A 21,261-nucleotide genomic window follows, 5' to 3' on the forward strand; every position below is an offset into this window, starting at 1 on the left:
GGTGAAATAATTGAGTGATAATTATTTAGAAATTGGGATAATAACTCGTTTTCAGGGAAATAAAGGTGAGGTTCGTGTCAAAGCAACCACCGATATTCCAGAGCGATTCTTTGATTTAGATACTGTTTATCTTAAAAGAGGAGATGAGCTTAAAGAACTGGAAATAGAGTATATCCGTTTTCACAAACAATTTGTAGTAATCAAGTTTTTTGACATTAATTCAATTAATGAAGCAGAAAAACTTAAAAATTATCAGGTCTTAATTGATGAGTCTGAAAAATATTTACTTCCAGAAGATAACTTTTATGTCGATGATTTAATAGACTGTGATGTCTATCTTGAATCTGACAAATATCTGGGAAAATTAATAGATGTTATTGACACTTCAGGCACAGATATTTTCCTGGTCAAAGGCCAGGATAAAGAATATATGCTGCCTGCCAGTCGTGAAATGATTATAGAAATTGACCTTGAAAATAAAAAAATTATTGTTGATCCTATTCCAGGGATCTTAGATCTTTAGGAGCTGAATTTATGTTTTTTGATATTTTAACCCTTTTTCCCGAAATGTTTACGGGACCTTTTAGTGAGAGTATTTTAAAAAGAGCCAGAGAAAAAGACTTGATAGATATTAAAACAGTAAATATCCGTGATTTTGCTGAAGATAAACATCATACAACAGATGAGCCACCCTATGGTGGAGGTGCTGGTATGGTGATGAAGGCAGAACCAATCTTTAAAGCCTGGCGGGATACTCAAAATAAAAGGAGACATAAATCAACGACTATTCTAATGAGTCCTCAGGGTCAGGAATTGACTCAGGATTTAGTAAAGGATCTGAGTCAGGAAGAAGGTTTAACGATAATTTGCGGCCGTTATGAAGGTGTGGATGAGCGGGTCAGAGAAACAATTGTCGATCAGGAAATCTCTATCGGTGACTATGTGCTTACCGGGGGAGAACTGCCGGCAATGGTGCTTGTTGACTCAATCTCCAGACTCTTAAGTGGAGTTCTGGGAGATGAAGATTCTTCTAAAAAGGATTCATTTTATAATGGACTTTTAGAACATCCTCATTATACCAGACCTCGAGAGATTAATGGCCTTAAGGTTCCCGATGTGCTGCTCAGTGGTAATCATCAGTTAATCGAGCGCTGGCGAAAAAAAGAGTCTTTAAAAAGAACTCTTTTAAGAAGAAAAGACTTACTGGAAGCTAGAAATCTTAGCGATTTAGAAAAAAAATTACTTAAAGAAATTAAGCTGGAACTAAAGGGTGAAGTTGATGAGTAAAATTGAGGCAGATGTTTATCTTGGCTTAGTCCATAACCCTATTTATAATAAACTGGGTGAAGTTATAACAACAACTGTAACAAATTATGATCTACATGATATATCAAGAGCTGCGAAAACTTATGATATTAATAAATACTATATTATCAATAATCTAAAATCACAGCAGGAACTGGTAGAACGAGTAAGAGACTACTGGACCGGAGGTCGGGGTGCTGATTATGTATATAACCGCCACCAGGCTTTTTCTGTTCTCGAGATTGCTTCTGAACTTGAAGAAGTAAAGGAAGAAATTAGAGAGGAAACAGGTCAGGAACCTCTACTGATTGCTACTGATGCTCGTGAATATCCAAATACAATTTCCTATAAAGATATGCGCAGTGAATTACAGCAGGTTGATCGTCCCTTTTTGATTATTTATGGAACTGGTTATGGATTAACTAAGGAAATGGTTGCTGACTGTGATTATATACTCTATCCTATTTGGGGTAGGGGAGATTTTAATCATCTGTCAGTTAGAAGTGCTGCTTCAATCATAATGGATCGTCTGTTATCTGATCCCTGGTGGGAGGCATAAATTTAATTATTTTTTGAGAGGAGGTTTATAGATGAACATTATCAATGAAATAGAAAAAGAACAAATTCGTGATGATATCCCCGAATTTGCTGTTGGAGATACATTAGATCTAAAAGTATTAATCTCTGAAGGTGGCAAAGAAAGACTTCAGCCATTTAGAGGTGTTGTAATCAGAAGAAATGGTGGTGGTCTGAGTGAGACTTTCACTATTCGTAAGGTTGCTCACGGTGTAGGAGTGGAAAGAACTTTCCCACTACATACTTCTAAACTAGATACAATTACAGTAGTACGCCGTGGTGATGTTAGAAGATCTCGTCTTTACTATCTACGGGATAGAAGAGGTAAGGCTTCTAGAATTAAAGAAAAAAGAGAAGAAAGAAAATAATTATTTTGATTTTAAGGTGGGGGCTTTCTCCACCTTTTTTCAATATTAAATGGCTTAAAAATTAGTTTCAGAAAAAGTTTTAAGGAGTTTTAATTATGATACAGTGGTATCCCGGCCATATGGCCAAAGCAAAGAGAATATTAAAAGAAGATTTAAAGTTGGTTGACATTGTTATTGAGGTAGCTGATGCTCGAGTTCCCTTAAGCAGTCAGAATCCTGACCTGAGGAAATTAATAGATAAACAGGCCAAGGTAACTGTTTTAAATAAAAAGGATCTTGCTGATCCAGAATATAATCAAAAGTGGATTGACTATTTTCGGGATAAGACAGCTGAGGAAGCAGTTTTATTAAATTCTCTAACTGGAGAGGGTGTCAGTGAATTAAAGAGTATTTTAAATAATACCTATGACAAAATCGCTGCCAAACTTTCAAAAAAGGGAAGAAACCCTCGGAGACTGCGGGCAATGATTATTGGAATTCCCAATGTTGGAAAATCAGCTTTAATTAATCTTTTAGCTGGTTCTAATATTACAACAATTGGTAATAAACCTGGAGTCACTCGAGGCAGGCAGTGGGTTAATGTTAGTAAAAAGGTGCGTCTTCTTGATACACCTGGAATCTTATGGCCAAAATTTAGTGATGAAGATAAGGCATATAAGTTAGCTCTAACCGGGGCTGTGGACAATGATATTTTTGATTCTGAGCTGGCAGCTTACAAATTGATTAAATTTATTAAGGAGATCAATGAGGAAATCTTAATAGATGCTTACAGCCTTGACTATTTAGAAGCCCATCCCTACGATGTGCTGGCCGATATAGCCCGCAAAAGGGGCTGTTTAATGACCGGTGGTAAGGTTGACCGCAACCGAGCAGCTGGAATAGTAATCAATGATTTTAGAGATGGCAGGTTAGGTCAGATAACTTTAGAAAAACCAGCAGAAGTAAAAAATTTAAAGGAAGCTGATCAGAATGAAAGATGATAATTTAGATCTACCCGAGTTCAGTCAGCTGACAGTTAAAGAGGTTAAAAACTTTGCTGCCGAGCTGAAAATAGATAAAAATTTACCTGAGATAATTAAAAATTTAAACCAGGATTCCCGCAAAGGAGTTCAAAAAGTTGCTGTCAGACTGCAGCGCAAAATTAAGCGGCAGCAGCAAATAGAAGCTAAGTGGGAGCGGATGAATACTGTGGAAGCAGAGCTTAGAACTCAGGGCCATCAGATTATTGTTGGGCTGGATGAAGCCGGACGTGGACCTCTGGCAGGGCCTGTAGTAGCTGCCGCAGTAGTCCTTGACCCAGAGGCTAAAATTTATGAACTTGATGATTCCAAAAAATTATCAAAAAAGAAAAGAGAAACTCTATTTTCAAAAATTAAAGCCAGGGCAAAAGTGGGTATCGGTAAAGCAACAAGCAGCGAAATTGACAAATACAATATTCGTGAAGCTACCTTTGTTGCTATGAAGAGGGCAGTTAAGGATTTACTGCCGCAGTTAGCTGCAAACCCTGATATTTTATTAGTTGACGGCAATGCAGTTATACCTGAGCTGACTGTAGCTCAAAAATCTATAATTGATGGAGATGCAGATGTAAATGCAATTGCTGCTGCTTCAATTATCGCTAAAGTTACCAGGGATAATATTATTTTTGAATATGCAGAGAAATTTCCTCAGTACAACTTTAAGTCCAACAAGGGCTATGGTACTGCTGAACATATAGCTGCTTTAGAAAAATATGGCTCTTCTCCGATCCACCGCAAATCATTTGGGAGAGTTCCAGAGTAAATTTAACTGAGTTTAATAACTTTGTTATTTATTAAAATTTAAAAATATAAGCTCTTAAGAAAGGAGATAAGAAAATGAATACAAAAAGATTAGCTCGTGGAGCAGCGATTACTGCCTTATATGTTGTGATTACATATTTTTTGGCTCCAGTAAGTTTTGGACCAATTCAATTTAGAGCAGCTGAAGCTTTAACAGTTCTGCCAATTTTATTTCCAGAAGCAGTTCCGGCCCTATTTTTAGGAGTACTGCTGGCCAATGTGATTGGAGGCCTTGGTTTAATTGATATTATTGGAGGAAGTCTGGTTACTCTACTGGCTGCTTATGTGACCTATAAAAACAGAGATAATATTTTCGCTTATTTAAGTCCAATTTTATTTAATGCATTTTTAATCAGTATTTATCTGCATATTTTATTTGACCTCCCTTACTGGTTAAATGTAATCCAGATTGGTCTAAGTGAGGCAGCTGTTGTTTTAATTCTTGGAGTACCACTAATTAAATATCTAAAGAAGCATTTCTGATTTTTCTGCGTACCAGCGAAAATCAACAGCTTCAATAAGATCGGTTTCTGTAATTTGAGGATTTGAATTTAAGTCAGCAATAGTTCTCGCCACCCGCATTAGGCGGATATAACCGCGAACACTTAATTTGAGGCTTTCATAGGCCTGCTCCAAAACCTTTTTGGCACTGCTGCTGGGCTGACAGTATTTTTCTATTTCCTCTAAGTTCAGCTCTGAATTATTTTTGATTCCAGTATCTTGGTATCTTTGAGCCTGCATTGAGCGGGCTTTTTTTATTTTTTTGAGATAATTTATTTCTTCAGCAGCAGAATTTTCATATAAGATTTCATCTTTTTTTAGAGGCAGAACTTCAATTTGCAGGTCAATCCTATCTTTTAATGGACCTGATAATTTCTGTTGATAGCGGACAATATCTCTTTCCGAGCAGTTACAGTCTCGATCTTTAACTCCAGCAAAACCGCAGGGGCAGGGATTCATTGCCGCCAGAAACTGAAAATCTGCCGGAAAATAGTAACTTCCCTGTTGCCGGACAATTTTAATTTTCTTTTTTTCCAGGGGTTCTCTCAGGTTGGCCAGGACAGAATTTTTAAATTCCGGCAGCTCGTCTAAAAAGAGAACTCCATTATGTGCCAGAGATATTTCTCCAGGTACAGGTATCTGACCTCCTCCAATTAAACCAGCAGAGGTAATAGAATGATGAGGAGCAACAAAAGGGCGATATTTCTTCTTCAAATTAAGTTCATTTAAATTATTGTTGATGCTGTAGATGGAGGCTGTTTCCAGCAGTTCTTTTTTGTTGAGTGGTGCCAGCAGTTTTACAATAGATTCTGCCAGAACTGTTTTGCCACAACCGGGAGGTCCAATCAAAAGTAAATTATGGCCTCCAGCAGCAGCTGCGACCACAGCTTTTTTGGCACTTTTCTGACCCCTGATCTGGCTGAGTTCTGGATAATTTAGCCCAGAATCGTTATTTGATTTTGGTTTAAATCCACTTCTTTTTGCTGCAGCTTCTAAATTGTTAAGGTCATGCAGGTGCTTTAGAAGATAGGGGTTTAAATTTTTAACCAGCACAGCTTCTTTTTGATTTGCGCCTGGCAGTACAGCCTGTAAATAATTGTTTTCTGCAGCTGTAAGCAGCATGGAAAGCACACCTTTTACATGATTAATATTTCCATTTAAATTTAATTCACCAGCAAAAAATTTATTTTCTTTATTTTTAATTTTAATCTGGCCGGAACATTCCAGCAGAACTGCAGCAATTGCCAGGTCAAAATGAGAGCCATATTTATTTATATTACCGGGAGCTAGATTGACTGTTATTTTCTTAACTGGCCATTCAAAACCGGAATTGATAATCGCTGAACGGACTCTTTTAGCTGATTCTCGAACAGTTTTTCCCGCCAGCCCAACAATATTAAAGCCGGGAAGCCCTCTTGAAATATCTACCTCAACTTTTACCATTTCTGCCATTACTCCATGTATTACTGCTGAATAGAGATAGGAATACATTTAAGTCTCCTTTCTGAAGTGGGTCAGAACTACAAATTATTCTATTATATTTTTAAAATGCTTTAATTTATCAATACGTCTGGCAGCAGGATCAATTTTTAAAGCAATTAAATCAAAACGAATTGAACTTAAATGAATGTTTTTTTCAGCAAAATAATAGATTGCCGCTCGACGGAGGTGAGCAATCTGTTGATTATAAAGAGAGTGGGCCAGCTCAATATAACTTTCGGAGCTGCGGCTCTTAACTTCAATAAAAATTGTATAATTATTTTTAGCAGCGATAATATCAATTTCTCCAAACTGATTTCTATAATTCCTTTCAATAATATAATAACCCTCCTGCCTTAAATATTTTACTGCAATATTTTCACCGATTTCTCCGATTTTATTGTGTAAAGCCATCAAAATACCTCCTTAAATAGAATATATTATATAATTATGTAAATAAATAGAAACTCCTGCATAAAAATTAATTTTTTTTATTATAATCTGGGAGAGAGAGTAAAGATTTTATTTAATAAGAAATATCTATAATATTCAAAAAATAATTATTTTGGATTATTAAAAATTAATTAGAGGATTTCAGCTGAGTTTAAAGAATAATAATTATTAGAAAAGAAAATAATGTTCTCTTTTTAGGTGCTTCTTTAAATTAGAAGATAATAGGGAATCAGGTGAAATTCCTGAACGGGTCCGCCACTGTTAATCAGTAGGCCGATTAATTACCACTCACTCATCAATGGCGCTGGGGAAGGTAAATCGGTAAAGCTGTAAAGTCAGGAGACCTGCCTAAAAGGATAACAGCCATCTTCGAGACAGGACTGGTTGTGGGCTAACTATATCTATTCTGACACCCTCAATGTATCCTTAGGGTGTCATTTTTTGTTTATTTAGCCTTTTTGTCTTAGGTGGCTGTGAGCAGACAAAAAACTCAAGGAGGAATTATTTATGTTAAGAAAAACAGTTTTAGTCATGCTTACAGCACTCTTGATTTTTGTAGTGCCGGTAAGTGCCCAGGAAGAAGTTATGGAATTGGATGAGGTTGTTGTGACAGCAAGTCGTTATCAGGAAAGTATTATGGAGACTCCGGTCAGTATTGAGGTTATTGATCAGGAAGAGATAGAAGAGAGCAATGCCAGGAATTTAGCAGATCTATTGGCCGGTACAGGAGGAATACATATTAAAAATAGTGGAGGCGCCCCAGCTAACCAGGATATTATTATTAGAGGAATGAGGGGCAAAAGAATTCTGGTTTTACTTGATGGGCAAAAGTATAATAATCCTCAGGATGGAAGCATAAACCTTGATTTTATTGATTTAAATATAATTAAAAGAATAGAAATTTTAAAATCTCCAGCTTCTGCTGTTTATGGTGCCAATGCTATGGGAGGAGTAATTAATATTATTACCAAGGAAGCAAAAAATGATGAATTTGGTTTAAAATTATCTTATGGTTCATATAATCATAAAAAGCTTTCTTTATCTAAATCATTTGTTGGCAAAAAGTATAATTTTTTAATTAACTATTCTAAATTGGATTCTGAAGGACATCGTAATAATATAGCACAGCAAAAAGATAGTTTATTTTTAAAATATCAATATAATTTGAGTACAAACAAAAATCTTATTTTTAATTACAAATATAATGATAATCAAATTGACTATCCAGGGGCTGATCCTGAATTTACAGATGCTGTTTTTCTTGCTCAGGCTGGTTCTTTAGAAAACAGTGATCAAAATTTTAAATTCCTATATCAAGAAGAACTTGACAACCTAAGTAGAGAAGTAAGCCTGTTTAATAATCGACAGCAGATGCTTGACTTGTCATATAATGCTGAGACTAATATTGAAAAATGGGGAATTAATGCTCAGCAAACTCATTTTTTAAATAAGCATACCCTAAGTTATGGTGTTGAAATTGAAGCAGAACAGGTAGATTATGATGATCTGTATGATGAGGATAATGTGAATAAAGCAGTTTATATACAGGATAAATATGCGATTAATAAGGTAATTGAAGTTAATTTTGGCTTAAGATATGATAAACATCAAAAATATGGTTCAGAAATTAGTCCTGAATTAGCTTTAAACTATAGTTTAAATAATAACCTTAATTTAGTTGCGGCTGCAGGTAAATCTTTTAGACCTCCAACATATATGGATCTATATTATCCTGGCTTTTCAAACCCTGACTTAAAACCTGAAAAATCAGATTCATATGAAATTGGTCTTAAATATAATGATCAATCATGCAGTAGGCAAATTACTTTCTACAAAAGAGAGATTGAAGACATGATTTCTCCGGATCCGCTAAGTTATTTGCCAGAAAATATCGATTCTGCCTTAATAAATGGTGTGGAATTTAGTGCTCAAAGAAAGATCAAAGATTTTCAGCTAGAATTTAATTATAACTATTTAGATGCTGAAAATGAAAGCACTGGCAAACAAATTGGAGATATGCCCTATCATAAGTACAATGTTAATTTAAGTTATCAAATAAATGAAGCTAATAAAATCATTTTAGAAAATAGTTATACTGGAGAAAGAATGGATTATATTTCGGAAGCAGACATGGGAGCTTATTTTGTTTCTGATTTAACATATATCAGGAATTTAAATGATAAAACCAGTCTTTCAGTTGAAATCAACAATCTTTTCGACAAAGAATACGAAGTAGTAGACGGTTATCCAATGCCGGGGCGCAACTTTATGGTAAACCTAAGCACTAACTTTTAATTAAAGCAAAAGAAAGGATGATGATAATGAAGTATAATAAAACAATATCTCTGACAGCCTTCCTCTTATCATTATCCCTTATCCTGCTGCTGGAAGCTGCTTCTTTAGGGTTTCTGGCAGAGGATATAAAACCTGTTGAAAAAAAAGAGGTTGAAATTGAACTATTATTAACTGCTTCTAATAATCCCGCTGCAGAAAATACTCAGGCAGGAAATAATGTAGAACTTAAAGAATCTGAAAATGAGCAGGAAGAAAATGATTCTAAAGAGAAAAAGGTTAAAAATGAGGAAGTAGATAAAAGTAGTTCAAACAAAAATGAAGAAAAGGAATTAGAAAAGATTCAGCAGGATAATGATTTAAAAATTGAAGAAAAAGTTGAAGAGCCTAAAAAAGAAGCTCAGGAAGCTGAAAATAATGAAAAACTGGATAAAATAAAACCAACAGAACAGGAAGAGACTTCTTTAGAAAACAAAGAATTAGAAAAAAAACAGGAGACAATGCCGGCCTGGTTAAATAATTCAGAAACTGAAAATAAAAAAGATAATTCAAAAAAAGCAGTAACTAAAAATAAAGTAGAAAAAGAAGATAAATTTGATTTGGATAGTTATCTAGCTGAATTAGAAAATGATGATTCAGCTGATCAAGAAAATGAAGTTAATAAAAATTTAAGTAGTAGCAATCAGAATTCAGGAGTAAATGAACCAGAAGAAGCTGGAAAGAATAGAGATAATAAATCGGAAAACAAGGCGGAGAATAAAGAGTTTTCTACTGAGGGAGCCCCTCAGAATAATGAGAAAAAGGAAGTTTATGATTTAAGAAATGGCGAAAATGGCATAGAAAAGCCTGGTCTGAAAAATTATACTCAGCCAGAATATCCTTCTAACTTGAGAAAAAGAAATATTGAAGGGGAAGTAATAATATCTTTGAGAATAGATAAAGCTGGTAAGGCTCATGATTTAAAAATCAGTCAAAGCTCTGGTTATGACTCTTTTGATCAGGCTGCTCTTAGTGCAGTTTCCAACTGGAGATTTGAAGCTGCAGAAAAAGATGGTATTAAAGTTGAGGTAATTGTTAATCTGCCAATTCGTTTTAAGTTAAATTAACTGGAGGTAAAATTTATGATTACAGAGTTTATTGAAACAGCAGGTATTGTTTCCTATCCACTGCTTTTAGCAGCATTTTTTATGATTTTTATAGTTTTTGAGAGGAGTATAATATTTTTTTTAAATTATAGGCAAATTGATAAGGATAAATATTTAAAGGCAGTTCTTAATTTTAATGATAATAAACAGCAGGCCAGTATTTTAAAGAATAAAAAGGGAGTAGCTGCTGAAATTTATAATAATCTTTTAACTAAAAAACCAAAAAGTAGAGAGGAATTTAACTTATATCTTGATGCAGAAGAAGTTGATAAACTGCCGCAGCTTGAAAAACACTTAGGTTTTTTAAATTTTATTGCTCAGGTTTCACCAACCTTAGGTCTGCTGGGGACAGTAAGCGGTATGATTAAAACATTTCAGGTTTTAGGTGTGGGGGGCAGTCCGGAGCAGATGGCAGTTGGAATCTCAGAAGCTTTATTTACTACCGCTGCTGGCTTAATCATATCAATACCTGCTGCAGCTTTTTATCACTATTTTTATGCTAAAATAGAAAAACTTCATAATCAGCTCAATAACTTAAGGTTAGAAAGTGAGAGCATTCTTTATAAAAAAGAGATTAAGGAGCTGAATAAAAGTGAAATATCAGCCTAAAAAGAAAAGTTCAACTTTAAATCTGGCTCCAATGATAGATATTGTCTTTTTACTTTTAATTTTCTTTCTTGTCTCTTCAACTTTACAGGGAGAAGAAGCTTTATATAATATTAGAGTGCCGGAGAGCAGCATTGGTCAGAGTTCAGAGCAGAAAAATATTAGTATCTTTTTGGATCACGAAAACCAGATATATTATCAGGAAAAGGAATACACCAGGCAGCAGCTGGATAAATTATTTACTGAGTTAAATGCTGGCCCGGTCGAAAAAGTTAAAATCTATGCTGATCAAGAGAGTAATTTTGATTCACTGGTATTTTTAATCGAAAAATTTAAAAATAACGGCTTTCAAAATATATCTTTTGCCCTGAAGGAGAAAAAATAAAAAAGGATTTTCTCCATCTTATTAGAATTATATAATTAAGAGATTAATTATTAAGCAAATAAAATAATGAATAGTAAACGGAGGGGTTATTTATGAACAGAAATGTAGGCATGTTTTTAGTTTTTATAGCTTTGATTTTATTATCTGTAATAGTTGTCAATGGTTTATATTTTAATACTCCAGCGGTTGAAACAGCTGAGAGAGAAGAGCCAGTAGAAAAGGTAGAAAAAGACTATATTACTACTAATTTAAGTATCAGTCAGCAGCAGGAATATGATCCTGATATTGTTGATGTGGTGCTTGGCTTTGAAAATGAAAGTAGAGAACAATCAGCAGCAGTAGAAGAAAACAACAGAATAATGAGTGAGTTGATGGCTATTTTAAAAGCGGAAGAGCTGGAAAATTTAGAAACACAGGGTTTTAGAGTTTATCCCTATACCAGATATGAAGAAAGAGAAGAAGAAAATGGTGAAGAAAGAGTAACTTATTATCAGGTCAATAATCAGATAAAATTCACTTCAAAAAATTTAGGAGAATTATCTGTTCTTTTGGGCAGATTACTTGATGCAGGAGCTAACAGAGTTGTTAACATAAACTATCGTTTAGAAAGCAACGAAAAAGCTTTAGAGGAAGTCACAGCAGCAGCATTAAGCAGTCTTAAAGATAAAGCTGCTTTTATGGCCGAAAATTTAGATAAGGAAAATTACAGAATCAAAGAACTTAATTTTGGACAGCAGAATATTTATGGCAGTGATGCTTTAAAAGCAATGAGCAGAACTGCAGAGTCTGCAGACTTTTCTGAAGTGCCCCTGGCAGAACAGAAGGTAAATATTAGTGTTTCACTTTCGGCAGAAATAGAATTATACTAAACTAAAAAACTGAGTGCACTGGATGCACTCAGTTTCATTATTTATTATATAAAAGAAAGTTAGCAGCACTTTCCATATCATCTTTGGAGGCGACCAGGAAAACCTGATTTCCTGCAAAAATTTCTCTATTTCCGCGGGGAACAATGTATCTGTCCTGAGCTTTATCATATATTCCTGCGATTACACAGTTTTCTGGAAATGTTTTCTGGCTCACTATATCAGAAATTTTCATTCCGGAAATTGGTGATTCAGGTGGAATGGTTAAAATTGAAACCTCAGCTTTACCATCTCCAAGTGAAGCTACCTTCCGTACATCCGGTTCTTCAATATCAGTAATAAAGCGATCTACTATCAATTCCATAGTTGCTGCAATATTCGTAGCTCCAGCCATCTGGTAGGCATTTTCATATTCCGGCTCTCTCATTCTTACCAGAATTTTTTCTACTCCAAAATTTTTGGCTAAAAGTGAAAAAGAAAGATTATCTGCATCATCTCTCATTACCGCAATTGCAACATCACATTTTTCTATTCCAGCTTCTTTTAAAATATCAATTCTTGTAGCACTTCCCAGTACAGTTACTGCTCCATAACGGCTGTATATTTTTTCTGCAACACTCTGTTCTTTTTCAATAACAATTACATCATGTTTTTGCACAAGATTTTTAGTTAAGTTCCTTCCTGCAATACCTCCACCAGCAATAATGATATACATATCAATACCTCCAATTTGCAAATTAATAAAAACTATTCTTCCCAGGCTTTTTTAGTAAATAAAATGATAATCGGTAAAATTTCTAATCTTCCAGCCAGCATTCCTATTATATAGGTCATCTTTATTACAGGAGAAAGAGACGCCATCTTTTCTACAGAAAAGAAGAAAGGACCTATATTACCCATAGCTGAAAACATACCAGAAAAAGCCTGCCAGCCATTTAAATCAGAAAAAACTGAGGTTATAATCCCCCCGACTACAATTAAAAAAAGCCAGAAAGAAAATAACCCTGTTAATTTATTTATTTCATCACTTTCAATAATACTTTTATCAAGTGTGACCGGCAAGACAGCATGATTTGGTAAATATATTTTCTTAACCTCTCTTTTAAATAAGCCTCCCAAAATATTTAAGCGCATTACCTTAATCCCACCTGAGGTGGAACCAACACTCCCGCCAATCAGCATAAAAACTATAAAGATCTGTCTGGCTGCAGCCGGAAAAAAACTGGAATTAATATTATGTGTTCCAAAACCGGTTGTAGTAATAATCGATGTTACCTGAAATAAAGTTTTACGAAAAATTTCTTCAGCATTGAAATCTGCGGCAGTATTTAAAATTATAATTAAAATACTAATAAAAATAGTTGAATATAAAATCAGCCTGACAAAAGTCTTTAATTCACTATTTTTTTTGATGCTTGCAAAATCTTTTGTAAAAAATCTAAAATGAAGTAAAAAGTTAACCCCACCTAAAAACATAAAAAATGTTATTACATATTCAATTAAAATATAATTGCTGTAGCCGCTATTTGCATAGTGAGCGATGCTGGCATCATAATGGGAAAAACCTCCGGTTGATAGGGTTGTAAAGCTGTGAGTAAAGGCATCAAATGGAGATAACCCCAGTAAAATCAAGATTAGACTCTGCAGCAGCATAAAACCAAGGTAAATCAGCCAGAGTATTTTTACAGTTTTAAAAACATTAGGTACAGGCCGGGAAACATTAATTTTGTGACTTTCTGCACTAAAAAGCTGCCAGGTTTCTCCCTGAGCTCTAGTAGAAATCAAAAGAAAAAATGTTAAAATTCCCAGACCACCTAAAAGCTGCATCAAACTTCGCCAGAAAATTATAGATTTTGCCATTGAATCAAGGCCGGTAAAGACGGTGATTCCTGTAGTAGTAAAGCCACTTACAGCTTCAAAAAAGGAATCAATAAATGATTTTTCGATCCCAATCATAAAAGGTAAGGCGCCGATTAGGGAAACAATTATCCAGCCTGTGGCACAAAGCAGCATGGCTGTTGTTAAATCTATGTAAATATTTTCAGGGTCAGTCGGCAGTTTTAAGAGGGTACCGGTAATTAAAGCTATAATAATTGTATAGTAAAATGCCTGATAGATCTCATTACCATCCTGGTAAATAAAGGCCAGTATCAGAGGGATAACCATAATTAAGCCCATAATAAAAGCCAGGATGCTCAGAAAATATAAAATAGTATTATACTTAGTAGATTTCAGCAATAACTTTACCCCCTTTTAAAATTTTAATGATTTCCGTTAATTATAGTATTCAAGAATAAACGAGCATTTCCTTTTTTAGCCTTAATTTTAATTAATCAAATTGATTTTTACATTATTTGGGTATATAATATAATTAAAATCAAGGAGGTAAATTATGGATATAAACAGTCTGGCAGTAATTTTTTTAAATCAGTTGAGTGGTTTTGGACCCCGGACTATTATTGAATTAATAAGTAATCTAAATAATCTTAACAAAATGTGGAGTTTAAATAAGCAGCAGTTAATAAATTTAGGGTTAACAGAAAAGAAGATAAGGATATTTAATGATCAGAAAGAAAAATTTAAGCCTCAGAAAATAGCTGCTGAATTAAAAAAGAAAAATATTAATTATCTAACTTTTTATAACCAAAAATATCCAGCTAGATTAAAAGAAATTTATGACCCACCACCAGTAATTTTCTATAAAGGAGTATTAAATTTTCAGCTTCCTGCTGTTGCTGTAATTGGTTCCAGAAATTCTACTGTCTATGGACGTAAAATAGCAAGCAGAACCGCTTCTAAACTGGCAGAAAAGGGAGTAAATATAATTAGTGGGCTGGCCAATGGAATAGACAGCACTGCTCATCAGGGTGCATTAGCAGCAGATTGCGGTATCACTACAGCTGTTTTAGGAAATGGCTTTGATTATTTATATCCTTCTCAAAATAAATTGCTTTCGCAAAAAATTATTGCAAAAGGCTTAATGCTGACAGAATTCAATCCAGCTGTAGCTCCGCGAGCAAAAAATTTCCCCCGCCGAAATAGAATTATTAGTGGTCTGGCAGATTTAATTTTAGTAGTAGAAGCTGGCGAAAAAAGTGGGACTTTGATTACAGTTGATTATGCTTTAGACCAGGGGAAAGATATTATGGCTGTACCAGGAAATATTGATCGACCAAATTCTGTTGGCTGTAACAGATTGATTAAAAAAGGGGCAGCAATTTTTACACAAGTAAGTGATATTATAGATTTTTTAAGTAGATATTTACAACAGATTGATAGTGAAAATGAATTTGTAAATGATGCTAAACAAATAAGTAAAATTTATCCCGAATTAAATTCAGATGAAATTAAAATACTGAAACTTTTTCAGCATGAAGTTGAAATATATTATGCTGATTTATTAAAATTAAGTAATCTGACTACAGAAAAAGTTGATAAAATACTGATAAAATTAGAATTAATGGATCTGATAATTCGCTTAAAAGGGAAAAAATATCAGTTTAAGGGTTTACAAAATCTCCTAAAACCAATATAATAATATACTAGTTAAAGATTTTTTACGATAGGGAGGCCTAAACGGCAGAAATGCCAGAATAATATGAATAAAAAAGTTATAGAAATTTTAAGCATTCTTATTCAAAAAATGCTCCATGATGAAGATCTCTGGCGTAAACAGGAAGATATTATAATTGAACTTGAAAATCAGGGATATACAATTGAAAACATCAGCGAGGCATTTGAAGTTATATTTAGTGAAGTGATTTCTGTTGAAGATCGTGATTTTTATATAGATTATGAAATGTCAAGCGGCTATAATCGAGTTTTTACTAAAGTGGAAAATTTTTATTTTAGTAAAGAAATTAAAGCAATTATTTACAAATTAAACGCTCTTGGCATCTTATCAGCAGATGAACTGGAAATAATAATTTATAGAATGATGGAAATTGCAACAATTGATGATCTTAAAACTGACCTTGTTTGGGATATAATTAATGATGTAGTTGATGATTCAGAATTAATGATGACAATTTCTGCTGAAATTAATGAGTTTGATGGAAATTTTTCAAAACAGCAAAGAGTAAACTAAGAGTTTACTGGAGGTATCAATTTAATGGCAAAGAAAAAAAAGAATTTAGTAATTGTTGAGTCACCCGCAAAGGCAAAGACTATCAAGAAGTTTTTAGGTAGAAATTATAAAGTTGAAGCTTCAATGGGACATGTCCGTGATTTACCTAAGAGTAAATTAGGGATAGATTTAGAAAATGATTTCGAACCAAATTATATAACTATTCGTGGTAAAGGAAAAACTTTAAATAAATTACGTAAAGAAGCTAAAAAAAGTGAAGAAGTTTATCTTGCAACTGACCCCGATAGAGAGGGTGAGGCTATTTCCTGGCATTTAGCCTATGCCTTAAAATTATCTGATGAAGAAAATAATAGAATCGAATTTAACGAAATTACAAAAAATGCGATTCAGAATGCTATCAAAAATCCGCGCTCGATTAACAAAGACCTGGTAGATGCTCAGCAGGCCAGAAGACTGCTGGATAGACTGGTAGGTTATCGTTTAAGCCCTTTACTCTGGAAAAAGGTTCGTAAGGGTTTAAGTGCTGGTAGAGTACAGTCTGTTGCAGTGAGGATTATCTGTGAAAGAGAAGAAGAAATCCGTAATTTTGATGAAGAAGAATACTGGACCTTAGAGATTCAGCTTAAAAATGAAAATGGGGAACAGCTTAAGGCAGATTTATACAGAATTAATAATAAAAAGTTTAATCTGGAAAGCAAAGAAGAAGTTGATCAGGTAATAAATGACATCCAAAAAGAAGATTTTGAGATTATAAAAGTTAAAAAGCGTAAGAGAAGACGCAATCCTAAATCACCTTTTACAACTTCAACTTTACAGCAGAGAGCTTCTAATAAGCTTAACTATACTGCTAAAAAGACTATGTATTTAGCTCAGCAGCTTTATGAAGGTATAGATATTGGAAGCGAAGGTACAGTTGGTTTGATTTCTTATATCAGAACAGACAGCACCAGACTTTCTAATGAAGCAAAAAATGGAGCTAAGGATTATATTTTAAATAAATTTGGAGATAAATTCTTAAAAAGCTCGAAGAAAAAGTCTAAGAACAACTCTAATGCTCAGGATGCTCATGAGGCTATCAGGCCTACCGATACTCAGCGCACACCTGAAAAAATGAAAAAGCACTTATCAAAAGATCAATATAAATTGTATGATTTAATCTGGAAGCGATTTGTCGCCAGTCAGATGAGTCCAGCACTTTATGAGAGTATTTCAGCTCAGTTTAAGGCTGGAGATAAATATAAATTTAGAGTCAGTGGATCTCGCCTTTTATTCCCCGGTCATTTAATTTTAACCGGTAAGGAAAAAGAAGATGATATTGACCTTCCAGTTTTAAATGAAGGTGACAGTTACAGTTTGGTAGATACAAATCCCGAGCAGCATTTTACCACTCCACCTCCCAGATACTCTGAGGCGACCCTGGTAAAAACTCTGGAAGAAGAGGGAATAGGACGTCCAAGCACCTATGCTCCTACACTTTCAACTATTGAATCCAGAGATTATGTTGAAAAAGAGGGAAGATATTTTAAACCAACAGAGTTGGGAGAGACAGTAACTGAGTTATTAACCGAATATTTTCCGGATGTAACTGATGTAGAATTTACAGCTGAACTTGAAAAGCGGCTTGATGAAATTGAAAAAGGAAATGAAGAGTGGAAAAAAATCCTTAGAGATTTTTATGAGCCATTCTACGAAAGACTGGAAAACGCAAGAGAAAATATGGAAAGTGTTCAAATAGTTGAAGAAACAGATGAGGTCTGTGATGAATGCGGCAGTCCAATGGTAGTTAAATACGGACGCTATGGTAAATTCTTAGCCTGCTCCAGTTATCCAGAATGCAAAAACACAAAACCTTATTTGATTAAAACTGGAGTTGACTGTCCTGAATGTGAGGATGGCGAGATTATTGAACGGACATCCAAAAAAGGAAGAACCTTTTATGGCTGTAGTAATTACCCCGACTGTAATTTTATGAGCTGGAATAAACCGGTCAAAAAGCCGTGTCCTGAATGCGGAAGTCTGATGGTAGAAAAAACTACTAAAGCCAAAGGTAAACATTATAAATGTACCAACAAAGAATGTGGACATACTGAAAAAGCAGATTAAGTGATATTCTCAAGCTTTCTCCGGACTTTTTGTCGAACTCTGGAGAAAGCTTTTAAAAACCAGACTCAGAAAGCGTTTACAATAATAATAATAACTAATAAGAGCAAATTCTGAGTATGGAAAAGATTAAAAAATGATTAAAATATTGTGAAATTTAGAGCGATAACTTGACTTTTTTAATCTTTTCATGGTAATATAAACAAAATAGATTAAAATATTTTGAATCATGTGACAATTTAAAAAATATAAGATTATAAGTAAAGGAGGTTCTAAATTGTCAATTACAGATTTTGATGCAACTACCATAGTTGCTGTAAAACATAATGGTTGTATGGCTCTGGCAGGAGACGGCCAGGTAACACTGGGCAATACTGTTATGAAGAGTACAGCCAGAAAAGTCAGAAGATTATATAATGGTGAAATTTTAGCTGGATTTGCCGGGACATCTGCAGATGCTTTTACCCTTTTTGAAAAATTTGAGGGGAAGCTGGAGGAGTACCATGGAAGTCTGCAGCGGGCAGCTGTTGAGCTGGCCAAAGAATGGCGGACAGATAAAATTTTACGAAAACTTGAAGCTTTGCTAATTGTTGCAAATCTGGATGAAATCCTTATTATTTCAGGTAATGGTGATGTGATTGAACCTGATGGCAATATTACTGCTATTGGTTCTGGTGGCCCTTATGCACGTGCGGCTGCTACAGCACTCACAAAACACAGCCAGGGTCTGAATGCCGGGGATATCGCCAGTGAAGCACTCAAAATAGCGGCTTCTATTTGTATTTATACCAATGAAAATATTACTTTAGAGGAGTTAAATGGAGGTGAGTCTGAAACAGGTGAATAATCAATTAACCCCAAAAGAGATCGTTGCTGAACTTGATAAATATATAATTGGCCAGGACAAAGCAAAAAAATCAGTAGCTATAGCTTTAAGAAACAGATATCGAAGAAAACTGGTTAAAGATGACATGAAAGACGAAATCATTCCAAAAAACATTTTAATGATTGGGCCGACTGGTGTTGGTAAAACTGAAATTGCTCGCAGGCTTGCTAAAATTGCCAGAGCTCCATTTATAAAAATTGAAGTGACCAAATTTACTGAGGTAGGTTATGTTGGTCGTGATGTAGAATCAATGATCAGAGATTTAACTGAATCAGCAATCAGAATGGTCAAGGAAGAAAAAATGGAAGAGGTTGAAAAAGAAGCAGAAAATCAGGCTATTCAGCGAATTGTTAATCATATGTTTCCTGCTAAATCAAAAGGAAAAGATGATTATTATTCAAATTTAGTTGATGATATTAATGCTTCTAAGTCTGATACTGATGATCGAGTAGCTGCCAGAAGAAAGAGAATGTTTAAAAGAATTAAAGAAGGCAAACTTGATGATCAGAAAATAGAAATTGAAGTCGAGGAAAACAACTCTCAGATGATGGAGGTTTTTTCTGAATCCGGTGTAGAGCAGATGGGAATTAACTTTCAGGATATGCTGGGAAATATTTTTCCTAATAAAAAACAGAAGAAAAAAGTTACAGTTGCTCAGGCTAAAGAGATGCTTAAAGATGAAGAAGCTCAAAAACTGATAGATATGGATCAGGTCAAAGCTGAAGCAATAGAAAAAGTTGAGGAAGATGGAATAATCTTTTTAGACGAAATTGATAAAATTGCAGGTAGAGAATCTAATTCAGGTCCCGAGGTTTCCAGACAGGGTGTGCAGCGTGATATTCTGCCTATAGTTGAAGGCTCAACAGTAAGTACCAAGCACGGTTCAGTTAAAACAGACCACATATTACTTATTGCTGCTGGTGCCTTTCATGTTTCTTCACCCGCTGATTTGATACCGGAGCTGCAGGGTAGATTCCCGCTGAGAGTTAATTTAGACAGCCTCAGCCGCGAAAATTTCAAAGATATACTCCTGCTGCCGCAGAATTCTCTGGTCAAGCAGTATAAGGCTTTACTGGAGACAGAAGGGCTAAAGATTGAATTTACTGAAGCTGCTGTTGATGAAATTTCTAGTTTTGCTTATGATATCAATGAGGAAACAGAAAATATTGGAGCCAGAAGACTGCATACTATAATGGAAAAACTGCTTGAAGATCTTTCTTTTGAGGCTCCAACCTTAGCAGAGAAAGAAATAGAAATTAATGTGGACTATGTTAATGATAAATTGAAAGATGTTGTGGCAAATAAAGATTTAAGTAAATATATTCTATAATTTAAAACTGAAAATGGAGGAGATAAAAATGGGTAGTTTATTAGAAAAAAGTAGAAAGATTAATCGGTTATTACAGAGAACAGGTGGAAATGCAGTAGATTTTTCTGATATGGCTTATGTTCTAAAAGAGGCTGTGCAGTGTAATGTATATGTAACAAGTAAAAAAGGAAAGATTTTAGGTTACAGTCTGCTCGATGATTTTGAATGTGATATTATGGAAGAAGAAGTTATTGATCATGGTGAATTTCCTGATGAATATAACAAAGGTCTTTTGCGAATCAGAGAGACTAAGTCTAACATTGAGCAAAAAGACGGAAAGTGTGTTTTTGCTGATGGAGAAGACTGCTTATTTGAAGACAAATTAACAACAATTGTACCTGTAATTGGCGGTGGCGACAGACTGGGAACTTTAGTCTTAGCTCGTTATGGATCTGAATTTGATGATGAAGATTTAGTTTTAGCTGAGTATGGTGCTTCAGTTGTGGGAATGGAAATTTTAAGAGCCCGTAGTGAAAGAGTAGAAAAAGAAGCCCGCAAAAAAGCTGCAGTGCAGATTGCTATTGATACTCTGTCCTATTCTGAGCTGGAAGCAATTGAACATATCTTTGAGGAATTAGACGGAGAGGAAGGTCTATTAGTAGCCAGTAAAGTTGCAGATAGAGTCGGTATTACAAGGTCAGTTATTGTAAATGCACTTCGCAAATTTGAAAGTGCTGGAGTTATTGAATCCCGCTCATTAGGAATGAAAGGAACATATATTAAAGTTCTTAATGATAATTTATTAGATGAATTAGAAAAACTTAAAGCGTAAATAAAGTTTAGTATGCTGATATTAAAGGCTCCTTAATTTATTTGAGGAGCCTTTTAACCGCCAGACAAAAAAGATTTTTTCAAAAAACGCTTGATTAAAACTCAAGTCTATGGTATACTTTTTTGTGGCAAAATACACACGACAGTTGATCTAAATGCTGGTGCTGTATTTAATACAGTTGTGTTTAGAGTTGATGCTGTCGGAGGCTAAAACCAGAAAGGAGGTGCAGGAGTTATGTCAGTTGTAAATAT

At 34.5% G+C, this 21,261-nt stretch carries 22 protein-coding genes and 1 riboswitch; of the genes, 18 read left to right on the forward strand and 4 right to left on the reverse strand.

Going from position 1 to position 21,261, the window contains the following annotated elements; genetic code table 11:
• Positions 1-10: 10 nt before the first annotated feature.
• The 7 genes from rimM (at position 11) to CI949_RS03265 (ending at position 4,552) form a co-directional block, all read left to right on the forward strand.
• Positions 11-523 carry a ribosome maturation factor RimM gene (gene rimM, locus CI949_RS03235; RefSeq protein ID WP_290762955.1) on the forward strand — a complete coding sequence of 171 codons (513 nt, stop codon included), beginning with the start codon at positions 11-13 and terminating at the stop codon, positions 521-523.
• Between the two features lie 11 nt (positions 524-534).
• A complete protein-coding gene (trmD, locus tag CI949_RS03240) occupies positions 535-1,287 on the forward strand; it encodes a tRNA (guanosine(37)-N1)-methyltransferase TrmD (protein WP_290762957.1) in 753 nt (250 codons plus the stop codon).
• Positions 1,280-1,864: an RNA methyltransferase gene (locus CI949_RS03245; protein ID WP_108140824.1), complete on the forward strand. Its 585-nt coding sequence runs from the start codon at positions 1,280-1,282 to the stop codon at positions 1,862-1,864. Before trmD ends, CI949_RS03245 begins: the two co-directional genes overlap by 8 nt.
• Positions 1,865-1,895: 31 nt before the next feature.
• Positions 1,896-2,249: a 50S ribosomal protein L19 gene (gene rplS / locus CI949_RS03250; protein ID WP_111571250.1), complete on the forward strand. Its 354-nt coding sequence runs from the start codon at positions 1,896-1,898 to the stop codon at positions 2,247-2,249.
• Between the two features lie 95 nt (positions 2,250-2,344).
• Positions 2,345-3,229, forward strand: a complete 885-nt coding sequence (gene ylqF / locus CI949_RS03255; protein WP_290762964.1) for a ribosome biogenesis GTPase YlqF — start codon at positions 2,345-2,347, stop codon at positions 3,227-3,229.
• Positions 3,219-4,031 carry a ribonuclease HII gene (locus CI949_RS03260; protein ID WP_290762966.1) on the forward strand — a complete coding sequence of 271 codons (813 nt, stop codon included), beginning with the start codon at positions 3,219-3,221 and terminating at the stop codon, positions 4,029-4,031. The genes ylqF and CI949_RS03260 overlap by 11 nt, the downstream gene beginning before the upstream one ends.
• A gap of 74 nt (positions 4,032-4,105) precedes the next feature.
• Positions 4,106-4,552, forward strand: a complete 447-nt coding sequence (locus tag CI949_RS03265) for a QueT transporter family protein (RefSeq protein WP_108140831.1) — start codon at positions 4,106-4,108, stop codon at positions 4,550-4,552.
• Here CI949_RS03265 and CI949_RS03270 read toward each other — a convergent pair.
• Together CI949_RS03270 and CI949_RS03275 are read right to left on the reverse strand one after the other, a co-directional pair.
• On the reverse strand, positions 4,535-6,061 hold the full coding sequence (locus CI949_RS03270; protein ID WP_290762968.1) for a YifB family Mg chelatase-like AAA ATPase: 1,527 nt from the start codon (positions 6,059-6,061) through the stop codon (positions 4,535-4,537). The two genes, CI949_RS03265 and CI949_RS03270, sit on opposite strands and share 18 nt — an antisense overlap.
• Positions 6,062-6,097: 36 nt before the next feature.
• A complete protein-coding gene (locus tag CI949_RS03275) occupies positions 6,098-6,463 on the reverse strand; it encodes a YraN family protein (protein WP_290762970.1) in 366 nt (121 codons plus the stop codon).
• A gap of 218 nt (positions 6,464-6,681) precedes the next feature.
• A riboswitch (cobalamin riboswitch) is annotated at positions 6,682-6,869 on the forward strand.
• 140 nt (positions 6,870-7,009) lie between these two features.
• Here CI949_RS03275 and CI949_RS03280 point away from each other — a divergent pair.
• The 5 genes from CI949_RS03280 to CI949_RS03300 all read left to right on the forward strand — a co-directional run bounded on the left by CI949_RS03280 (position 7,010) and on the right by CI949_RS03300 (position 11,799).
• Entirely contained in the window at positions 7,010-8,797 is a 1,788-nt protein-coding gene (locus tag CI949_RS03280; protein ID WP_290762972.1) for a TonB-dependent siderophore receptor, read from the forward strand.
• A 26-nt stretch (positions 8,798-8,823) separates the two neighbouring features.
• Positions 8,824-9,900 carry an energy transducer TonB gene (locus CI949_RS03285; RefSeq protein WP_290762974.1) on the forward strand — a complete coding sequence of 359 codons (1,077 nt, stop codon included), beginning with the start codon at positions 8,824-8,826 and terminating at the stop codon, positions 9,898-9,900.
• Between the two features lie 15 nt (positions 9,901-9,915).
• Complete coding sequence (locus CI949_RS03290; protein ID WP_290762976.1) at positions 9,916-10,548, forward strand: MotA/TolQ/ExbB proton channel family protein; 633 nt, start codon at positions 9,916-9,918, stop codon at positions 10,546-10,548.
• Complete coding sequence (locus CI949_RS03295) at positions 10,532-10,930, forward strand: biopolymer transporter ExbD (protein WP_290762978.1); 399 nt, start codon at positions 10,532-10,534, stop codon at positions 10,928-10,930. The genes CI949_RS03290 and CI949_RS03295 overlap by 17 nt, the downstream gene beginning before the upstream one ends.
• Before the next feature lie 92 nt (positions 10,931-11,022).
• Positions 11,023-11,799, forward strand: a complete 777-nt coding sequence (locus CI949_RS03300) for an SIMPL domain-containing protein (protein WP_290762980.1) — start codon at positions 11,023-11,025, stop codon at positions 11,797-11,799.
• A gap of 37 nt (positions 11,800-11,836) precedes the next feature.
• On the opposite strand, the gene CI949_RS03305 is transcribed toward CI949_RS03300, so the two are convergent.
• Positions 11,837-12,511 (reverse strand): TrkA family potassium uptake protein, encoded by a 675-nt coding sequence (locus CI949_RS03305; protein ID WP_108140847.1) that lies wholly within the window; start codon positions 12,509-12,511, stop codon positions 11,837-11,839.
• Between the two features lie 32 nt (positions 12,512-12,543).
• Complete coding sequence (locus CI949_RS03310; RefSeq protein WP_290762983.1) at positions 12,544-14,034, reverse strand: TrkH family potassium uptake protein; 1,491 nt, start codon at positions 14,032-14,034, stop codon at positions 12,544-12,546.
• A gap of 154 nt (positions 14,035-14,188) precedes the next feature.
• Between CI949_RS03310 and dprA the strand changes: the two genes are divergently transcribed.
• The 6 genes from dprA (at position 14,189) to codY (ending at position 21,010) form a co-directional block, all read left to right on the forward strand.
• Positions 14,189-15,331 carry a DNA-processing protein DprA gene (gene dprA, locus CI949_RS03315; RefSeq protein ID WP_290762985.1) on the forward strand — a complete coding sequence of 381 codons (1,143 nt, stop codon included), beginning with the start codon at positions 14,189-14,191 and terminating at the stop codon, positions 15,329-15,331.
• A gap of 63 nt (positions 15,332-15,394) precedes the next feature.
• Positions 15,395-15,883: a DUF494 family protein gene (locus CI949_RS03320; protein ID WP_108140853.1), complete on the forward strand. Its 489-nt coding sequence runs from the start codon at positions 15,395-15,397 to the stop codon at positions 15,881-15,883.
• Between the two features lie 24 nt (positions 15,884-15,907).
• Complete coding sequence (gene topA / locus CI949_RS03325; protein ID WP_290762988.1) at positions 15,908-17,986, forward strand: type I DNA topoisomerase; 2,079 nt, start codon at positions 15,908-15,910, stop codon at positions 17,984-17,986.
• 274 nt (positions 17,987-18,260) lie between these two features.
• Positions 18,261-18,830 carry an ATP-dependent protease subunit HslV gene (gene hslV, locus CI949_RS03330; RefSeq protein ID WP_290762990.1) on the forward strand — a complete coding sequence of 190 codons (570 nt, stop codon included), beginning with the start codon at positions 18,261-18,263 and terminating at the stop codon, positions 18,828-18,830.
• A complete protein-coding gene (gene hslU / locus CI949_RS03335) occupies positions 18,802-20,199 on the forward strand; it encodes an ATP-dependent protease ATPase subunit HslU (protein WP_290762992.1) in 1,398 nt (465 codons plus the stop codon). The genes hslV and hslU overlap by 29 nt, the downstream gene beginning before the upstream one ends.
• Before the next feature lie 28 nt (positions 20,200-20,227).
• Positions 20,228-21,010 carry a GTP-sensing pleiotropic transcriptional regulator CodY gene (codY, locus tag CI949_RS03340; RefSeq protein WP_108140862.1) on the forward strand — a complete coding sequence of 261 codons (783 nt, stop codon included), beginning with the start codon at positions 20,228-20,230 and terminating at the stop codon, positions 21,008-21,010.
• Positions 21,011-21,261: the final 251 nt, after the last annotated feature.

The organism is Halanaerobium sp., from assembly GCF_003070835.1.

Bases quoted from the DNA above. Each gene is read 5' to 3' on its own strand.
- trmD (WP_290762957.1), top strand. From the start codon at position 535: ATGTTTTTTGATATTTTAACCCTTTTTCCCGAAATGTTTACGGGACCT.
- CI949_RS03245 (WP_108140824.1), top strand. From the start codon at position 1,280: ATGAGTAAAATTGAGGCAGATGTTTATCTTGGCTTAGTCCATAACCCT.
- rplS (WP_111571250.1), top strand. From the start codon at position 1,896: ATGAACATTATCAATGAAATAGAAAAAGAACAAATTCGTGATGATATC.
- ylqF (WP_290762964.1), top strand. From the start codon at position 2,345: ATGATACAGTGGTATCCCGGCCATATGGCCAAAGCAAAGAGAATATTA.
- CI949_RS03260 (WP_290762966.1), top strand. From the start codon at position 3,219: ATGAAAGATGATAATTTAGATCTACCCGAGTTCAGTCAGCTGACAGTT.
- CI949_RS03265 (WP_108140831.1), top strand. From the start codon at position 4,106: ATGAATACAAAAAGATTAGCTCGTGGAGCAGCGATTACTGCCTTATAT.
- CI949_RS03270 (WP_290762968.1), bottom strand. From the start codon at position 6,061: ATGTATTCCTATCTCTATTCAGCAGTAATACATGGAGTAATGGCAGAA.
- CI949_RS03275 (WP_290762970.1), bottom strand. From the start codon at position 6,463: ATGGCTTTACACAATAAAATCGGAGAAATCGGTGAAAATATTGCAGTA.
- CI949_RS03280 (WP_290762972.1), top strand. From the start codon at position 7,010: ATGTTAAGAAAAACAGTTTTAGTCATGCTTACAGCACTCTTGATTTTT.
- CI949_RS03285 (WP_290762974.1), top strand. From the start codon at position 8,824: ATGAAGTATAATAAAACAATATCTCTGACAGCCTTCCTCTTATCATTA.
- CI949_RS03290 (WP_290762976.1), top strand. From the start codon at position 9,916: ATGATTACAGAGTTTATTGAAACAGCAGGTATTGTTTCCTATCCACTG.
- CI949_RS03300 (WP_290762980.1), top strand. From the start codon at position 11,023: ATGAACAGAAATGTAGGCATGTTTTTAGTTTTTATAGCTTTGATTTTA.
- CI949_RS03305 (WP_108140847.1), bottom strand. From the start codon at position 12,511: ATGTATATCATTATTGCTGGTGGAGGTATTGCAGGAAGGAACTTAACT.
- dprA (WP_290762985.1), top strand. From the start codon at position 14,189: ATGGATATAAACAGTCTGGCAGTAATTTTTTTAAATCAGTTGAGTGGT.
- CI949_RS03320 (WP_108140853.1), top strand. From the start codon at position 15,395: ATGAATAAAAAAGTTATAGAAATTTTAAGCATTCTTATTCAAAAAATG.
- topA (WP_290762988.1), top strand. From the start codon at position 15,908: ATGGCAAAGAAAAAAAAGAATTTAGTAATTGTTGAGTCACCCGCAAAG.
- hslU (WP_290762992.1), top strand. From the start codon at position 18,802: ATGGAGGTGAGTCTGAAACAGGTGAATAATCAATTAACCCCAAAAGAG.
- codY (WP_108140862.1), top strand. From the start codon at position 20,228: ATGGGTAGTTTATTAGAAAAAAGTAGAAAGATTAATCGGTTATTACAG.